Genomic DNA, 15786 nt, shown 5'->3' on the forward strand with positions numbered 1-15786 from the left:
CCCTCTCATGAAGGGCTGGGACCTGACGCTCGACCTCCGCGCTCCATCGCCGACGCCCCTCTTTGTCCGCATCGCCCGCGCGCTCGAGGGGGACATCCGCCGCGGTCGCCTCCCGCCCGGCGCTCCACTGCCGGGAAGCCGTACCCTCGCGGAGTCCCTGGGGGTGCATCGCAACACGGTGCTCGCCGCCTACCGCGAGTTGGAGACGCAGGGGTGGATCGTCACCTCGGCGGCACGGGCCACCTACGTCTCGCCCACACTGCCGGACGTGCCCGCCCACCCCAGCGCCGGAGTCCCCCGGGAGACCTTGCCCACGCAGGTGGGCTTCGCGCTCCCGACCACGCCCTCGCGCCGCGTGCGCCTCGAGCCGTCACGCCACACGCTCGTCTTGGCGGGTGGCGTCCCCGACGTCCGGCTCGTCCCCTCGGCCCTCCTCGCCCGGGCCTACCGCCGGGCGCTGAAGCTGGAGGGCAGGAGGCTGCTCGACTACGGCGATGCCCGTGGCCACCCGCGCCTGCGCGCCGCGCTCGCCGGGATGCTCTCTTCCGTGCGTGGGCTCGCCGTGGGCGCGGACGATCTGCTCATCACCCGGGGCAGCCAGGGGGCGGTGGATCTGGTGGCGCGCACCCTGGTGACGCCCGGGGAGACGGTGGCGGTGGAGGGACTGGGATACCGTCCCGCCTGGCATGCGCTCCAGCTCGCCGGGGCCCGCCTCGCGCCCCTCCCGGTGGACGGGGAGGGCCTGCGAGTGGATGCGCTCGAGGCCCTTTCCCGGCGTACGCCGGTGCGCGCGGTGTACCTCACCCCCCATCACCATTACCCCACCACCGTGACGCTCTCCCCGGCACGGCGACTCGCGCTGCTGGCCTGGGCCCGCGAGCACCGCGTGGCCCTCATCGAGGACGACTACGATCACGAGTTCCACTACGAGGGCCGCCCCGTCCTGCCGCTCGCGAGCGCGGACCGGGACGGGCTGGTGCTGTACGTGGGCACGCTGTCCAAGGTGCTGGCGCCGAGCCTGCGCCTGGGATTCCTGGCCGCGCCGCGCCCCTTCCTGGAGCATGCGCTGGGAGTGCGCGAGGCGGTGGACCGGCAGGGGGATAGCGCCTTGGAGGCCGCGGTGGCCGAGCTGCTGGAGGAAGGGGAGGTGCAGCGTCACGTACGCAAGATGCGTGGCATCTACCAGGAGCGGCGCGATGCCCTGGTGGAAGCGCTGGGGAAGACCCTGGCGGGGGCGCTCTCCGTTTCGCCTCCCGCCGGGGGAATGGCCCTGTGGGCACATTGTGCGCCGGAGGTGGACGCGGACGCCTGGGCCCAGGCGGGGCTCGGGGAGGGCGTGGGCTTCAGTCCGGGGAGTGTCTACAGCTTCGACAATCGCCCCGTCCCCGCCGTGCGGCTCGGCTTCGCCGCCCTGAAGGAGTCCGAGCTCACCGAGGCGGTGCGCCGCATGGCGCGCGCGCTCCCGGGGCGTTGAGCGAGCCGACGAGTCTCAAGGGGTGGAGGAGCGCCCGCCGATCTCCGGGAAGCGCGCGTAGGCCCGTTTGAGCGCGTCCAGGTGGGCGGGGTTGTCGAGGTCAAGCGGCGCCTCGGTAAGTTGCACGACCCACCCGTCCGTCGCGGTACGCCGTGCGCGCGAAAGCAACTCCGCATCCCGGGCGGGGTCCGGAAAGCCGATGGCTCGTGCGGCGGCGGCGGACCAGTAGTTCAGCCACCCGAGGCGATGCGGAATCTCAGGCGAGCGCATGGCACTAGGGGACTTGAGCACCGGTAGCCCTCGGGGAGGCGGCTCCAGGTCGTCTGGCCGATTCTTCGTCTGGCGGACGATATCCACCCCTGCTCTGAAGGGTGTTGCGTGTCCCCAGAACGCGCGAGCACCCTCCGCTATGGCCTCCAGCACCGCCGCTGCTGCCGCGATGCCGTCCACGGTCAGAGGCAACACCGCATGAATATCAAGCTGGGCTTGACCACCCGGCGAGCTGCCCGCCGGTAGTTCCAATCCAGTCACCGTGACCCGGAAGTCATCATCCCCGTTGCGGAGGAGCGGAAACCCACGCCCGTTTGGCCTCCCTCGGGCGAGAAATGCCTCGCGCTGCGGTACTGGGATGCGCTTCCCCTCGCTAGAAATCGTCCACTCCAGGCGCAAGCCAGGGAGCGCGCGCTCCATTCCATGAACAACAGCCAAAGGGCGGCCATCGTTGCTCGTGATTGCAGGTGCATAGACGATAATGGCAATTTCATTTTCTTGTGTGGCTGGCATCTCAGCACCACTCCATGACTTCGATAAGTCCCTTGAGTTCTGGGTCCGCGAGTTCCAGCGCGAGTTTGTGCGCGGGGCTCAGCACGCCGACCCCGAAGTTAAATTCACAAGCAAGAGCGAGGGCGCGCTCATGCCGCAACTTTTCCACCTGACTCTCGACCACGATTTCTCGAAGGTCGGGCGGGTACGTGTCGAAATTGTCGGTCTTGATCTCCCAGAGCGTGCGCGTAGCCAATTGCAGTGCGTCGAAGTTCTTCCCATTCACGAACACATCCCCGCCGGGGAAACTGTTGTTCGGAATTCTGTCGGCGCACTTGTTGTGCAGTTTATTACCGCCAAGGTGGTACGGCACTGGGATGGGCTCGCACCTGCTGCGGTCTCGCTCCGAGGTCTCGGGTGGCTCCAGAGGAGGGAAATCCGGTCCTTTAGGCTCCGGCTTGGGCCTTTTTTTCGGCGAGGGTTTCTGAGGGGCGGGCGCTGTTTCAGGCACGGGCCGCGTTTCAGGCGCGGGCCTTGCCTCGGGTCGGCGCCCACTCAGTTCATACGCATCCAGGGCCTCGTTGATGGCGAATCCCACCACCACCACGCCCGCGACGATGACCGTTCCCATGATGATCTCCGGCGCCGCCAAGACACAGAGTCCGACGCCCACGGCAGCGGCACCGGCAGAGGCCACCGCGCATCGTGCCGTGATGTCGTGAAACTCGATCCGATCATGGTCGAGGGCATGAAAGCACCGCTCCGCCAGCACGGGCCAGGGCTCGGAAGCTTCACGGACGGCACACCGTCCCCCATCCGTCCAGGGCAGCGTCGCCGCTCGCTGGAGATTGGCGAGCCTCGGGTTACGGGCCGCTGGCTCCCTTGGGCTCGGAGCTGACGTAGCGCAGGCCGAGACAAGGAGCAGAAGCGAGATGCACGCTGGGAGACGCAGTTGCGGATCCTCCTGTCAGGCCAGGACCGAATGGATCCTGTCCCTGGAGTATGTCACCCCAAGCAGGACGCGCTGTTACCCGCTATCGCCTTGATTTCCCTCGGGTTCGTCATCCTGCTTCGCCCCACGCCGTTCCCCCGTGCGCAGCCTCCAACCCCGCGGGAGGGTCACACTGGGGGCACATGCGGCCCCCTCCCTTCCCATCTTCGGCCATCTCCGTGCCGGGCGGCTGTCGGCTGGCGACCTCCTACGCGCGGGGCTTGCCGCGTTGACTCTGGCGCTTCTTGAGCGTTTCGAACAGGGTGATAACCGGCAGCCTACAGGCGAGCGCACGAGGATTGGATGCCCCTTACCCGTCCTGGTACGTTGTCCCCTCCATGCGCATTCTCCAACTTCTCAGGTGTGGTCTGCTTCTCGTCCTGCTGGCCTCCCCGGCACTGGCCAGGGATGAGGCAGAAAAGCTCACGATTCGGACCCTCAAGGTGCCGGCCCATCCAGGCCAGGAGGCGTCGCCCATTTACGTTTCCTGGCAGGTGGCGAGCGTCCTCCGCTTCGAGCAGGACGTCGATCCGGCGAAGACAAGGCTCTTGGCGTGGGAGGGGCGGTTCGAGCCCCTGCTCGTGGGACGCAAGAAGGTGGTTATCGAGCCGCTGCGTGACCTCGACAGCGGCGAGGCGCTGCCCCTGCTGGTGACGCTCGTTGATGGGACGGAGTTCACGTTCCGTGTGAAGCCCAAGAGCCGTGAGGATTGGGGATGGATTGACTATCAGGTCAACGTGTTCAAGGACACCAACAGCTACAACGTGATCCTCTCGTCCCTCTATGACTCGCTCAACCGCGAGCGCAAGCTGAGCGAGGAGAACGAGCGGTTCAAGAAGGAAGAGAACTCCGTCGATCACGCGCTCGCAACGCTGCTCGCGAACGGCGAGGTGAAGAAGACGCCGTTTCGGCGCGTGAAGGTCGTCCGCCCGAAAAACGAAGACATGGACATGGTCGTCGAACTCTTCGCAGGACCCGGCAAAGCGGCAGTCGTAGTTACCCTGACGAACACCTACTATGGCGGGCCGTGGGCGTTCGACGGCGCCTACCTGACCCGCGACTTCACTAGCTACACGGCTCGACCCTTCGCGCTTCGCATGGACCGGAACGAGATCGTTCCCGGTCAGTCGGGAAGGATCGCAGTCGTTGTGGACAAGAGCGCCTTCGAAATGGAAGGCGGGCAGCTCGCCGATTTGGCCCTCCAGATCTTCCGTGGGGACGGTCTCCTACAGGTGGCCGTGGCGATGGATCACACGCTCGTTCGGAAGTAGAAGTGCCGCTCATGCCCAACGTCAAAGCTCTCTTGCTCAGCTCTACCGCTCTGCTTACTGCCTCCTCCGGTTGCACCACGACCGGCGGAGTGTCGCTGCGCCCCGACGGCAGTCCGGGTCCGCAGGAGTGCCCAGAGGAATCAAAGAAGGCGATGCGCTACATGAAACTGCGCGTTGGGGATAGCGCGCTGCTCGATCTCGACGCGAACCAGGTCGGGAGTCGGCGCGTCACGCTCTACGACGGATCGATTGAGAGCGTCTTGAGAGAGGAGTTCGGTCCGCTCGGAGTGACGAGCCGCTTGTATGGGCAGGTCTGGACGAGCGGTCCTCAAGTGGTGATCCGGTACTACGAAGCGCAGGCACCGGACGGTGATAAAGTTCCCATCTGCGCGGTGGCGCGGCTCGGCGATGACCAAATGCGGAAGCGGCCCGAGTCGAAGCCGGGAACCGCCATCCTCGACAGCTCTGTCGCAGCGGCGTTCATTGTCGATGCGTTCCGGTAGCAGCGCACTCGCTCGGTCAACCACGCCACCATTTCTTCCCGTGTGGGGGCAGCCGCGCCAGTCCGCAGCTTCACTCGGATTCGTTGATGACGTGCGCTGTGCTGTCGCATGAGCGAGCCACGAGCTATCCTGGGAGAGCGCCTTTGCCCAGGTTGCAGGTGGCACAAAGCGTTTGAAGATTATCCAGGGTTGTCTCGCCCCCGAGGCTCCAAGCGAGGATATGGTCCACATGAAGCTGGACTTGGGGGGTTGTCGCCGGACTTGCACCGCATGAGCGACACGAAAAACGGTCCTGCTGGAGTCTCCGAAATCGGAGACGGAGTGAAGGGTCCCTCGAGTCCTCCTCATCGGATGGATTGTGGCGATAGGGCCGCTGCTAGCCCCATCGTCGTTCAGAGCATTCGCGAACTCTTCGAATGCACTCAGAGCGGCGCTCCATGTGCCGAATCGACGCCGATACGGGGACTGCGAAATCGTTGAGGGGGGCAGACTGAGTTCACGCCTACGCGGCTGTCTTCCGTAATAAATCCAGAGCTGGAGGAGGTTTTCGAAGAGCAGCGCGTCGCTCAGATCGACTTCGTTCGCAACTTCAAGACCGGCCACTTTCAGCGCCTTGTTCCAGGAGCCGAAGTGAGCACTGACGGTTGAGTCGTCGTAGGTGCCCAGGCGTCGGCACTCCTTCTGTCCTACCGTCGCCTTGCCGAGTTCACCGGCCACACGTCGAAGGTCAGTAAGCAATTGGTCATCAGTCACTGCTTGGCCGGATACTCGTGAAAGTTTGAAGCTCTCTTTTCCATGTCGGTACGTGGCAGAGCATGGTGAAACTATCACCAGCGCGTGAATGTCCCACAGAGTGCGTGGTGAATAAAGTGGCTCAAAGAGTGGAGCGCCCGCCAATCTCCGGGAAACGCTCGTAGGCCCGTTTGAGCGCGCCCAGGTGCTCGGGGTTGTCCAAGTCGAGTGGCGCCTCGGTGAGGCTGACAATCCACCCGCCCGTCGCGGTACGCCGTGCGCGCGAGAGCAGGTCCGCATCGCGGGCGGCGTCCGGGAATCCAATGGCCTGTGCCGCAGCGGCCGACCAGTAGTTTAGCCACCCCAGACGATGCGGAATCTCAGGCGAGTGCATGGCACCAGGGGACTTGATCTCTGGCAGCCCACGGGGAGGCGGCTCCAGGTCGTCTGGCCGATTCTTCGTTTGGCGCACGATGTCCACGCTTGCACTAAATGGTGTGGCATGACCCCAGTAGGCGTGCGCTCCCTCTGCTACGGCTTCCAGCACATCCGCCGCCGCCGCGCTCCCTACGGCGTCCAGTGGCAGTTGCGCATGAACTTCAAACAGTGCTTGGCCTCCTGGGCCAAACATGGCTGGGAGTTCCAATCCGGAGATCATCACGGGATAATGTTCGTCATTGTTGCAAACGAGAGGAAACCCCCCGTTTCTCCTAGCCTGAGCGAGCCACCTGTCACGCTGTGGCAGAGAAATGAATTGATGGTCATCAGAAACGGTCCAACCCAGGCGCAATCCAGGGAGTGCGCGCTCCATTCCATGGACCGCAGATGCAGGACGACCGTCGTCGCTCACGAGCGCGGGCGCATAGGCGATGATGGTCATTTTTTTCCGCTTGTCCGTCATTTCAACACCAGCCCATGATATCAATGAGACCCTTGAATTCCGCAGCCTCGTCTTCCAGTGCTTTCTTGTGCGCTTCGCTGCGAACGCCGATTCGGAAGTTGAATCCGCAGGCCGCCGCGAGGGCCCGCTCACGCCGTGCTTCCTCTAGCTGCTTGTTGATTTCGACTTGAATAACGAAAGGATTATACTCTTCGATGTCGTTGGTTTTCACCTCCCAGAGCGTGCGCGTAGCCAATTGCAGTGCGTCGAAGTTCTTCCCATTCACGAACACATCCCCGCCGGGGAAACTGTTGTTCGGAATTCTGTCGGCGCACTTGTTGTGCAGTTTATTACCGCCAAGGTGGTACGGCACTGGGATGGGCTCGCACCTGCTGCGGTCTCGCTCCGAGGTCTCGGGTGGCTCCAGAGGAGGGAAATCCGGTCCTTTAGGCTCCGGCTTGGGCCTTTTTTTCGGCGAGGGTTTCTGAGGGGCGGGCGCTGTTTCAGGCACGGGCCGCGTTTCAGGCGCGGGCCTTGCCTCGGGTCGGCGCCCACTCAGTTCATACGCATCCAGGGCCTCGTTGATGGCGAATCCCACCACCACCACGCCCGCGACGATGACCGTTCCCATGATGATCTCCGGCGCCGCCAAGACACAGAGTCCGACGCCCACGGCAGCGGCACCGGCAGAGGCCACCGCGCATCGTGCCGTGATGTCGTGAAACTCGATCCGATCATGGTCGAGGGCATGAAAGCACCGCTCCGCCAGCACGGGCCAGGGCTCGGAAGCTTCACGGACGGCACACTGTCCCCCATCCGTCCAGGGCAGCGTCGCCGCTCGCTGGAGATTGGCGAGCCTCGGGTTACGGGCCGCTGGCTCCCTTGGGCTCGGAGCTGACGTAGCGCAGGCCGAGACAAGGAGCAGAAGCGAGATGCACGCTGGGAGACGCAGTTGCGGATCCTCCTGTCAGGCCAGGACCGAATGGATCCTGTCCCTGGAGTATGTCAGCACGCTTCGACAGCGACGAACGAGCACGTGAGGGGGGCTCCATATCTGCTCTTCCACCGAGAGCTTCCGGGCGAGCAGGCGGAGGCGCCGGGTGTACTCCGACTCGGTGAGTTCGGGACCGGAGGGCTTCGCGGGCGGCGGCGGCCGCCCGGAAGTGCTCGGCGAGCAACTTCGTGCCGAGCGGCGTCGCGCCACATGTTGAGTCGGACGGAGGCATGGGGGCCGCATTGTCTTGCGGCCGTGAGGGCAAGGACAGGCCGCACAGGCGCATCGCCAAGGGATCTGCGTGTGCCATGGGGATACTCAGGCGGCGAGCAGACCATACCAGCGCGTGTCGCGCGGTGACGGGCGGCGGTGCAGGCGGCGGTCGAGGAGCTCACGCGCCTTCACGGCCTCGCCGCCCCGCATCAGGGCGAGGAGGAGCATGTCCTCGAATACCTCGCGCTGAGCGCCGCTGCCGCCGATGCGCACGACCTCGGCCGCGAGCGGCTCCAGGATGCGGGCGCAGCCCACGTAGTCTTCCTCCGCGAAGGCAAGGGCGGCGCGGCAGATCGCCGGCACCACCGGCCCGGCGGCCAGGGCCCCGGCCTCGAGCACGCCCGTCAACGCCTCCACGCGCTGCTCCACCGCGGCCCTGTCGCCGGTCGCCGCCGCGATGAGGGCCATGTGGACATCCGCGAAGGCGAAGCCCGCCTTTTGGAAGACTCCCCCCGCATAGGCCGCCGCCGCCGCCCATAGCCCTGGCGGCACCGTGTGGCCGTAGGCCTGGAGCCGCCACAGGAAAGAGGCGGTGTCGCTGACCACATTGACCGGCATTCCGGCCGAAACCGACGGCTGGATATACTCCGCGTAGAGGGCGAGGGCCCGTTCCGGATCACCCCGCTCCAAGGCGCCGAGGGCCGAGTGCCAGGCGATGTGGCCATGGAGGATTCCGGCGCGGTCATAGCCCGGCAGCCAGTCCGCGATCAGCCTCTCCGCCTCCTCGCCCGCGCCGCCCTCGTACATGGCATGCGAGAGCGCGTGCGCCGCGTTCGCGTTGTGTGTCCGCAGGTCATAGCCGCGCTGCGTGAGGGCTCGGCCGAGCGTCACGTTGCCGTTCTCGGCATGGGACCAGCCCCGGTAGGTGAGGAACCACCAATCGTCGGCATCGAAATGCCGGGCATGGCGCTCGCAGAGCTCCACGCGTGCCTGGTCGTGGTCCGCCATCCCGGAGAAGGCGAAGAGACCGAAGGCACCGAGAGGCAGCGAGAGGATCAGGACGTCCCGCGGCCAGGTGTTGGAGTGCGCGAGCGCCCGTTCCAGTGCTTTTGCCGGCTGGCCGTTGATGGCGAGGGACAGGATCTCCACATGGCTCCGCTCCCGCTCGGTCCCACGCCGGGCGACGAGCTCTTCCGCCGTCGCGATCCGCGCCCGGGCCTTCGCCGGTTCGGTACGGATGGCATGCAGGCGCGCGCGCGCCGCATGGGCGAGAGCGAAGTCCGGGTCGGCCGCGATTGCCTCCTCCAGGGCCTCCACGGCGCCGGGCCAGGCCGAGAGGAGCAGGTCGATCCCATCCCGGTAGCGTTCGGCCGCGAGGTCGGACGTGGTCGAGAGTGGCAGGCCGCGGCTGTCGAGGTGGGTCATGGCAGGCTCCTCGTTCTGAGATCGGGCGGGATTCGGCGCTCGTTCCAGCGGTTTAGACGGGATCGCTTCCTGTCCGTACTTTGACAACCTGCCACACCCTGGAGCGCAACAGCCAGACGGAGGCCGGTCATGACATGGGAGACAATCGAGGCACCACCCGGCCTGGCACCGCCCCAACCGATGACCGCGCGCGTGCAGTCGCTCCCGGCGCGCTTCACGTACCGGGGCAAGCCCAATGAACCGCGAGGACGTGCTTCACCCCAATCGCCTCATCCTTGCAGTTCCCTCAGGGTCACCGAAGGCGGCGTGTCCAGCACGCGCCGGGTGGCGAACATCCCCGCGCCGACCGCCGACAACACCCCCAGCCCGCCTCCCACGCCCACCAGCCGCCAGTCCGCCGTCCACGGCAGGTCGAAGACCTGGGTGGCGATGATCCCCGCCAGCACGGAGGCGGCGACCGCCGCGGTGAGGCCCGACAGCAGGCCAATGGCCGCGAACTCCGAGGCCTGCGCGAGCCGCAACTGTCGACGACTGCCGCCCAGCACCCGCATCACGCCGCCCTCCAGCAGTCGCTCGTCCTGACTGGCGCTGACCGCGGCCATCAGCACCAACATGCCCGCGAGCAGGGAGAAGTAGAACACCACCTCCACCACGGTGGAGACCTGATCCGCGGTGTCGCGCACCTGCTTGAGCAGCGCATCCACCTCCACCACCGAGAGGTTGGGGAAGCGGGCCACCAGTTGCGCGGTGAAGCGCGTGCGCTCGGGGGGCACTCGCACCGCCGTGATGTAGCTGGCCGCATAGCCCGTGAGCGCGCCCGGCGACACCAGCACGATGAAGTTCGGCCGGAAGCTCTCCCACTCCACCTCGCGCAGGCTGGTGACGGTGGCCTCGAGCCGCTGTCCCGCGATGTCGAAGGCCACGCGGTCCCCGAGCTTCCAGCCCATGGTGGTGGCGAAGCCCTCCTCCACCGAGAGTTCCGGCGTCTCCGGGAGCCGCTGTCCCCAGAAAACGCCCGAGGTGACGCGGTTGTCCTCGCGCAGCGTGTCGGTGCTGGAGAGGTTGTACTCGCGGTCCCTCCGACGCTGTCCGGAGCGCTCCTCCTCGGAGCCAGGAGGCGTTTCCGCGGGCGTCGTCTTCACCGGCTCGCCGTTGTGTGACACCAGCCGGCCGCGCACCATGGGATGGAGGTCCGGCGCGGACAGCCCCTGCTCGGCCATGAACGCCCGGACCGGCTCCCGCTGGTCTTCCTGCACGTTGACGATGAATCGGTTGGGCGCCTCCTGGGCGAGCGCCGTCTGCCAGCGGTCGAGCAGGTCCGTGCGCACGAAGGTGAGCAGCAGCAGCGCCATTAGTCCCAGGCCGAGCGCGGACACCTGGGCGACGCTGGTGGCCGCGCGCCGACTCACATTGGCCAGTCCGTAGCGCAGGCTCCCGCGCAACCGCGAGCGCAGTCGCCGCACGACGTGGATGAGCCCCCACGCCAGGGTGGCTAGCACGCCCAGCGTGGCGAGGATGCCCAGCAGCATCACGGAGGCCAGTCCCGCCGAGCCCGCCTTCCACCAGAGCAGCGCGGCCAGTCCCGCCACGCCCACGAGCCCCACCAGCCAGGCGCTCGGCTCGGTCCGGTCGAGATCCCTCCGCAACACGCGCAGCGCGGGCACCCGGCGCAGCGCGAGAATGGGGGGCGCACCGAAGGTCAGCAGCACCAACAGGCCCACCCCATAGCCCTGCACCGCGGGCACCCAGCCAGCCGCCGGGATGTTCACCTTCAGCGTTCCGGCGAGCCACCGGCCCACCAGCCACTGCATCAGGAAGGCGAGCAGGACGCCCACGGTACTCGCGAGGAGCCCGACCAGGAGCAGCTCGCCTCCGTGGATGGCCACCAGCGTGCGCTGGCTCGCGCCCAGACACCGCATCACCGCGGTGCTCGACAGGTGCCGCTCGCCGTGCCGACGCGCGGCCATGGCCACGGCCACCGCCGCCAGCACCACCGACACCAACGCCGCCAGGCTCAAGAAGCGGTCGGCCCGCTCGAGCGCCGAGCGCATCTCCGGGCGCGCGTCCTTCACCGTCTCCAGGCGCTGGCCCCGGGCGAGCCCCGCCCGCGCGGTGCGCACGAAGCGCTCCACGGCGTCGGGTTCTCCGGCGACCACCAGGCGGTAGCGCAGCCGGCTCCCCTCCTGCACCAGTCCCGTCGCGGGCAGGTCGGCGAGGTTGAGCACCACCCGGGGCGCGATGTTGAAGGCGTCGAGGGCCGCGTCCGGCTCCTGGACCACCAGCGCGGCGAGTCTCAGCCGGGACTCGCCCAGGGCAATCATGTCCCCCAGCCGGGCCTCCAGTGCGTCCGCGCCCGCGCGGCTCATCCACACGCTGCCCCGTTCGGGAATGCCCGGGGCGTCGTGCTCGGGGCCGTCCGCCGTCTCCACGATGCGGAAGCGGCCCCGCAGGGGAAAGCCCTCGCCGAGCGCCCGGAGCTCGCCGAGCTTGAGCCGCTCGTCGTCCGCGTCGCCGACCCGGATCATGCTGGTCAGCTCCCGTGTCTCCGTATGGCGCAGCCCGGGGGCTCGCGCCGCCTCGCGCACCGCCTCACCGAGGGGGGTATCTCCGAGCGCCACCGCATCACCGCCGAGCAGCCGGTTGGCCTCGAGGGCGAGCGCGCGCCCGGCGCGGTCGGTGACGAAGCCGATGGCCGTTACGGCCAGCACGGCGAGCACCAGGGCGGCCAGGAGGATGCGCAGCTCGCCGGCGGCGAAGTCGCGGCGCAGCTGGCGCCAGGCCATCACGAGCGGTCTCATGGCGCGTGCCGCTCCCCGGTCATCAGGCGACCTCCATCGAGCCGCAACCGCCGTCCGCAGCGCGCCGCGAGGCGCTCGTCATGGGTGACGAGCACCAGGGTGGTTCCGGCCTCCGCGTTGAGGGAGAAGAGCAGCTCGACGATGGCCTGGCCGGTGCGGGTGTCGAGGTTGCCCGTGGGCTCGTCGGCGAAGAGCACCGCCGGCCGGGTGACGAAGGCGCGCGCCAGGGCCACGCGTTGCTGCTCTCCGCCCGACAGCTGGCGAGGGTAGTGACCCAGCCGCTCCCCCAGCCCCACCTTGTCGAGGATGGCCCGGGCGGGCGTCTCCACATCCGCGTCTCCGCGCAGCTCGAGTGGCAGCATCACGTTCTCCAGCGCCGTCAGCGACGGCAAGAGCTGGAAGCTCTGGAAGACGAAACCCACCTTCTCGCCGCGCACGCGCGCGCGGCCGTCCTCGTCCAGGGCGGACAGCGGTGCGCCGTCCAACAACACGCTCCCGGAGCTGGGCGTGTCCAGCCCGGCCAGCAGCGACAGCAGGGTGCTCTTTCCCGAGCCGGAGGCTCCGACGATGGCCACGGTGTCGCCATGGGCGATGGAGAAGCCCACGCCGTCGAGGATGGTGAGCGCGCCGGAGGGCAGGGGGACGCGTTTGCCCAGGTCCGACACCTGGAGTGCCCACCGCTGGGGCTCGGGCTGGACTTGGGGGTGCATCGCGCGGTCGTGGGTCATATGGGATTCTTCGTCAGGGGCGCGTCTGCTCGCGGAGCGAGCTTCTAACGGCGGCCCGGAGGAGATGCAGCGGATGAATCAAGACTACATGAGGCAGCGCACCTGGACCGCCCGCGTGCTCGGCCAGGTCGTGGTGACACTGGCCGTGGGACTGGCCGCGCTGGGCGCATCGGCCGCGCTGGGGGGGCCCACCCGGACGGTGCTGGTGATGGGGGATTCGTTGTCCGCCGCCTACGGGCTCGCGCCGGAGGAGGGGTGGGTGGCGCTGACGGCCGCGCGGATGGCCAGGGAGTATCCGGGCTGGCGGGTGGTGAACGCCAGCGTCAGTGGGGAGACCACGGCGGGCGGAGCCGCGCGCATCGAGGGCGAGCTGACGCGCAACCGGCCGGAGGTGGTGATCATCGAGCTGGGCGGCAACGACGGGCTGCGGGGTCTGCCGCTCAAGCAGACCCGGGCGAATCTGGAGAAGATGGTGAGCGCGGCCAGGGCCGTCGGCGCCCGGGTGTTGTTGGTGGGCATGCGCATGCCGCCCAACCTGGGCAAGGCCTACACGGAGGGCTTCGCGGCCAACTTCCGGACCGTGGCCGAGACACACCAGGTGTCCCTGCTCCCGTTCCTGCTGGAACCCATCGCCATGGATCGGGCCTCCTTCCAGCCCGACAACATCCACCCCGTCGCCGCCGCGCAGCCCAAACTGAGCGACCATGTCTGGCCGGCGCTGGCCGCGTTGCTGAAGTGAGCGGTCCCAGCTCCCCCCGGGGAAGTCAGTGGAGCGCCTGTGCCGCGCACGATGGGTCATCCATGCTGAGCACCGCTGTGACCCTGGTGCGCTCCACGGAGCGGGCTGAGCGAGCAGCGCACCGGTGTATTTCCTGAACGGTCTGGTACTTGAGGACGAGGCGATATGAGCGTTGATTCGGGTAGGTCCCACCTCGTCGCGTGCGCATGCGGCCAGGTGGTATTCGAGGCGGCGGGTGTGCCGATCCTGACCACGGTATGTGATTGCGCGAGCTGCCGCGAAGCGGGCCGGCGGATCGAGGCGCTTCCCGGCGCGGCACCGGTGCTCGATGCCGATGGCGGCACCAGCTTCGTGCTCCATCGCAAGGACCGCGTGCGCTGCACGAGGGGTGGGGCTCAGCTCAAGGAATATCGCCTCAAGCCCGATTCGCCGACGCGGCGGGTGGTGGCGACCTGCTGCCATTCGGCGATGTTCCTCGAATTCAACAAAGGCCATTGGCTGAGCCTGTACCGGAACCGCATCCCCGGTGCGCCGCCGGTGGAGATGCGGGTGATGACCGGGGACCGCCCCGATGGCGCGCCCCTGGACGGAAACGTGCCTGCCTATGCCACGCATTCGGTGGCGTTCATGTGGCGGCTGTTCGCGGCGTGGTTCGCGATGGGACTGCGCACTCCGCGCGGCATTGACGGCACGAAGATCGAGGGAGGTAGTCCATGACGTGGTCGGGGGGGAGGACGCCCTCACTCCCAGGAGATGTCGTACTCGCAGTCGAGCAGAGCCGTCTGCCGCCCATTCATCCGCACCTCTCGCGCTCCGCCCCGCTCCAGGATGGCCGTCAACTGGCCCTCGTGATACGCGCAGGGCAGGAAGACGTCGCGCATGGTCCAGTGGCAGTGCCGCGCTCCCCGCCACTCCAGCGAATGCTCGCCGAAGCCCGTGGCCACCCGGTAGCCCATGGGCGAGTGGTTCAGCATCCGCCGGGCGTCCGTCCCCGCGAGCCGCACCAGGAACCGGCCGGTGTAGGAGGACAGGAAGTCGCCGATGCACTCGCGCCCCAGCGCGCGCAGGCCCGCCGCCGCCGTTCCGTGACGCTCCACCAGCGGCGGCATCAGCAGCCCGAGCAACTGCAACTGCGTGCGCACCGGGTAGTGGAAGAGCTCCACCAGGGGCGCGTCGCCGCACAGGGCGAGGCCCCGCTCCCACAGGGGCTCGCCTCCGAGCACGCGCAGCTGCCTCAGGTAGGACTGGAGGAACAGCCCCCGGATGGTGTGCTCGGGGCGCACCCGCGCCAGACGCCGCTCGAGGTCCACCTCCCAATCGTCTCCCGCTGACACCGCGACCACACCCACCTCCGGGCCTCGTTCTCGGCCGGAGGGCATTCTACTCGCCGCGCCGACGGACTTCCCGGGGCCGCCGCGGGTGATCGCGTTCTACTGGCCGTGAGGGGATCGGCGGGAATTCACCAAGGGTCTGAGCGAAACCGGACGCCCCGGGCATTGGAGAAAAGCATAAGAAGGATGGGCGGCTGGGTGAAGGTCAAGTCCGCGAACAGGAGCGGGGTGTATGAGCGAGAATGCGATGGGACGCCGGACGATCATCGTCGCGGGCGTAAGCGCCATGCTGATGCCGGCGAGCGTCCGGGCCGCGAAGCCGGTCACGGGCATGAAAAAAGGAACGACGATGGACGACGGTGTGTGGCTCAACGAGCCCAAGGTCTGGAACCGCGCGAACGGCGTGCTGGACGTCACGACGGACAAGAGCACCGACTTCTGGCGGGAGACGCATTACGGCTTCACTCGTGACAGCGGTCACTTCCTGGGCGTGCGCACCGAACCGGCCTTCACCGCGCAGGTGCGCATCCAGGGCGCCTACGAGCAGTTGTACGATCAGGCCGGAATCATGATCCGGGTCGATGAGCGCCGCTGGGTGAAGGCCGGCATCGAATTGTCTGATGGCCGGGCGATGCTCAGCAGCGTGCTGACGAACGGCAAGTCGGACTGGGCGACCGGGCCTTACGAGGCGAACCCGCGCGATTTCTGGATGCGTGCGACGGTCGCCAAGGGGGTGTTGCGTCTCCAGGTGTCCGCCGATGGCAAGACATGGCCGCTCGTGCGGCTGGCGCCCTTCCCGGAAGCCAAATCCTATCTCGTGGGACCGATGTGCTGCACTCCGGAGCGGGCAGGACTCCAGGTGCGATTCTCCGAGTTCCGTCTCACGCCCCCCCTCGGCAAGGATCTGCACGACCTGACGTAACGGCGAGGCGCGGAGCGGGCTTT

At 67.6% G+C, this 15786-nt stretch carries 14 protein-coding genes and 2 pseudogenes; 6 read left to right on the forward strand and 10 right to left on the reverse strand.

What is annotated here, in order from left to right; translation table 11 throughout:
* Positions 1-7 precede the first annotated feature (7 nt).
* Positions 8-1474, forward strand: coding sequence for a MocR-like pyridoxine biosynthesis transcription factor PdxR (gene pdxR, locus MEBOL_RS30795; RefSeq protein WP_095980785.1), 1467 nt, complete (start codon positions 8-10; stop codon positions 1472-1474).
* A 15-nt stretch (positions 1475-1489) separates the two neighbouring features.
* Here the strand turns inward: pdxR and MEBOL_RS30800 are convergent, their stop codons facing one another.
* Both MEBOL_RS30800 and MEBOL_RS30805 read right to left on the reverse strand, forming a co-directional pair.
* Positions 1490-2257 (reverse strand): DUF5953 family protein, encoded by a 768-nt coding sequence (locus tag MEBOL_RS30800; RefSeq protein WP_095980786.1) that lies wholly within the window; start codon positions 2255-2257, stop codon positions 1490-1492.
* Position 2258: 1 nt separating this feature from the next.
* Positions 2259-3188 carry a DUF6310 domain-containing protein gene (locus tag MEBOL_RS30805; RefSeq protein ID WP_095980787.1) on the reverse strand — a complete coding sequence of 310 codons (930 nt, stop codon included), beginning with the start codon at positions 3186-3188 and terminating at the stop codon, positions 2259-2261.
* A gap of 377 nt (positions 3189-3565) precedes the next feature.
* On the opposite strand from MEBOL_RS30805, the gene MEBOL_RS30810 reads away from it, so the two are divergent.
* Both MEBOL_RS30810 and MEBOL_RS30815 read left to right on the forward strand, forming a co-directional pair.
* On the forward strand, positions 3566-4498 hold the full coding sequence (locus MEBOL_RS30810) for a DUF2381 family protein (protein WP_095980788.1): 933 nt from the start codon (positions 3566-3568) through the stop codon (positions 4496-4498).
* Positions 4499-4509: 11 nt separating this feature from the next.
* A complete protein-coding gene (locus MEBOL_RS30815; RefSeq protein WP_095983106.1) occupies positions 4510-5001 on the forward strand; it encodes a serine/threonine protein kinase in 492 nt (163 codons plus the stop codon).
* Positions 5002-5125: 124 nt separating this feature from the next.
* Here MEBOL_RS30815 and MEBOL_RS44165 read toward each other — a convergent pair.
* The 7 genes and pseudogenes from MEBOL_RS44165 to MEBOL_RS30845 form a co-directional block, all read right to left on the reverse strand.
* Positions 5126-5269: pseudogene (locus MEBOL_RS44165) on the reverse strand (HNH endonuclease); the annotation flags it as partial.
* Between the two features lie 161 nt (positions 5270-5430).
* Positions 5431-5832 (reverse strand): annotated as a pseudogene (locus MEBOL_RS44170) (homing endonuclease associated repeat-containing protein); the annotation flags it as partial.
* 43 nt (positions 5833-5875) lie between these two features.
* On the reverse strand, positions 5876-6634 hold the full coding sequence (locus MEBOL_RS30825; RefSeq protein ID WP_095980790.1) for a DUF5953 family protein: 759 nt from the start codon (positions 6632-6634) through the stop codon (positions 5876-5878).
* Position 6635: 1 nt separating this feature from the next.
* Positions 6636-7385 (reverse strand): DUF6310 domain-containing protein, encoded by a 750-nt coding sequence (locus MEBOL_RS30830; RefSeq protein WP_342747681.1) that lies wholly within the window; start codon positions 7383-7385, stop codon positions 6636-6638.
* A gap of 540 nt (positions 7386-7925) precedes the next feature.
* A complete protein-coding gene (locus MEBOL_RS30835; RefSeq protein WP_095980792.1) occupies positions 7926-9245 on the reverse strand; it encodes a tetratricopeptide repeat protein in 1320 nt (439 codons plus the stop codon).
* Positions 9246-9514: 269 nt separating this feature from the next.
* On the reverse strand, positions 9515-12043 hold the full coding sequence (locus tag MEBOL_RS30840) for an ABC transporter permease (RefSeq protein ID WP_095980793.1): 2529 nt from the start codon (positions 12041-12043) through the stop codon (positions 9515-9517).
* A complete protein-coding gene (locus MEBOL_RS30845; protein WP_179956324.1) occupies positions 12040-12771 on the reverse strand; it encodes an ABC transporter ATP-binding protein in 732 nt (243 codons plus the stop codon). The genes MEBOL_RS30840 and MEBOL_RS30845 overlap by 4 nt, the downstream gene beginning before the upstream one ends.
* Positions 12772-12844: 73 nt before the next feature.
* On the opposite strand from MEBOL_RS30845, the gene MEBOL_RS30850 reads away from it, so the two are divergent.
* Positions 12845-13510 (forward strand): arylesterase, encoded by a 666-nt coding sequence (locus MEBOL_RS30850; RefSeq protein ID WP_095980794.1) that lies wholly within the window; start codon positions 12845-12847, stop codon positions 13508-13510.
* Positions 13511-13675: 165 nt separating this feature from the next.
* On the forward strand, positions 13676-14227 hold the full coding sequence (locus MEBOL_RS30855; RefSeq protein WP_245918981.1) for a GFA family protein: 552 nt from the start codon (positions 13676-13678) through the stop codon (positions 14225-14227).
* Between the two features lie 23 nt (positions 14228-14250).
* On the opposite strand, the gene MEBOL_RS30860 is transcribed toward MEBOL_RS30855, so the two are convergent.
* Complete coding sequence (locus MEBOL_RS30860; RefSeq protein ID WP_157823767.1) at positions 14251-14853, reverse strand: TIGR02265 family protein; 603 nt, start codon at positions 14851-14853, stop codon at positions 14251-14253.
* Positions 14854-15073: 220 nt separating this feature from the next.
* On the opposite strand from MEBOL_RS30860, the gene MEBOL_RS30865 reads away from it, so the two are divergent.
* Positions 15074-15763: a DUF1349 domain-containing protein gene (locus tag MEBOL_RS30865; protein ID WP_095980797.1), complete on the forward strand. Its 690-nt coding sequence runs from the start codon at positions 15074-15076 to the stop codon at positions 15761-15763.
* Positions 15764-15786 lie beyond the last annotated feature (23 nt).

This window comes from Melittangium boletus DSM 14713, assembly GCF_002305855.1.
GTDB classification, from domain to species: Bacteria; Myxococcota; Myxococcia; order Myxococcales; family Myxococcaceae; genus Cystobacter; species Cystobacter boletus.

Bases quoted from the DNA above. Each gene is read 5' to 3' on its own strand.
- MEBOL_RS30865 (WP_095980797.1), top strand. From the start codon at position 15,074: ATGAGCGAGAATGCGATGGGACGCCGGACGATCATCGTCGCGGGCGTA.
- pdxR (WP_095980785.1), top strand. From the start codon at position 8: ATGAAGGGCTGGGACCTGACGCTCGACCTCCGCGCTCCATCGCCGACG.
- MEBOL_RS30850 (WP_095980794.1), top strand. From the start codon at position 12,845: ATGAATCAAGACTACATGAGGCAGCGCACCTGGACCGCCCGCGTGCTC.
- MEBOL_RS30840 (WP_095980793.1), bottom strand. From the start codon at position 12,043: ATGAGACCGCTCGTGATGGCCTGGCGCCAGCTGCGCCGCGACTTCGCC.
- MEBOL_RS30815 (WP_095983106.1), top strand. From the start codon at position 4,510: ATGCCCAACGTCAAAGCTCTCTTGCTCAGCTCTACCGCTCTGCTTACT.
- MEBOL_RS30855 (WP_245918981.1), top strand. From the start codon at position 13,676: ATGAGCGTTGATTCGGGTAGGTCCCACCTCGTCGCGTGCGCATGCGGC.
- MEBOL_RS30825 (WP_095980790.1), bottom strand. From the start codon at position 6,634: ATGACGGACAAGCGGAAAAAAATGACCATCATCGCCTATGCGCCCGCG.
- MEBOL_RS30810 (WP_095980788.1), top strand. From the start codon at position 3,566: ATGCGCATTCTCCAACTTCTCAGGTGTGGTCTGCTTCTCGTCCTGCTG.
- MEBOL_RS30845 (WP_179956324.1), bottom strand. From the start codon at position 12,771: ATGACCCACGACCGCGCGATGCACCCCCAAGTCCAGCCCGAGCCCCAG.
- MEBOL_RS30800 (WP_095980786.1), bottom strand. From the start codon at position 2,257: ATGCCAGCCACACAAGAAAATGAAATTGCCATTATCGTCTATGCACCT.
- MEBOL_RS30835 (WP_095980792.1), bottom strand. From the start codon at position 9,245: ATGACCCACCTCGACAGCCGCGGCCTGCCACTCTCGACCACGTCCGAC.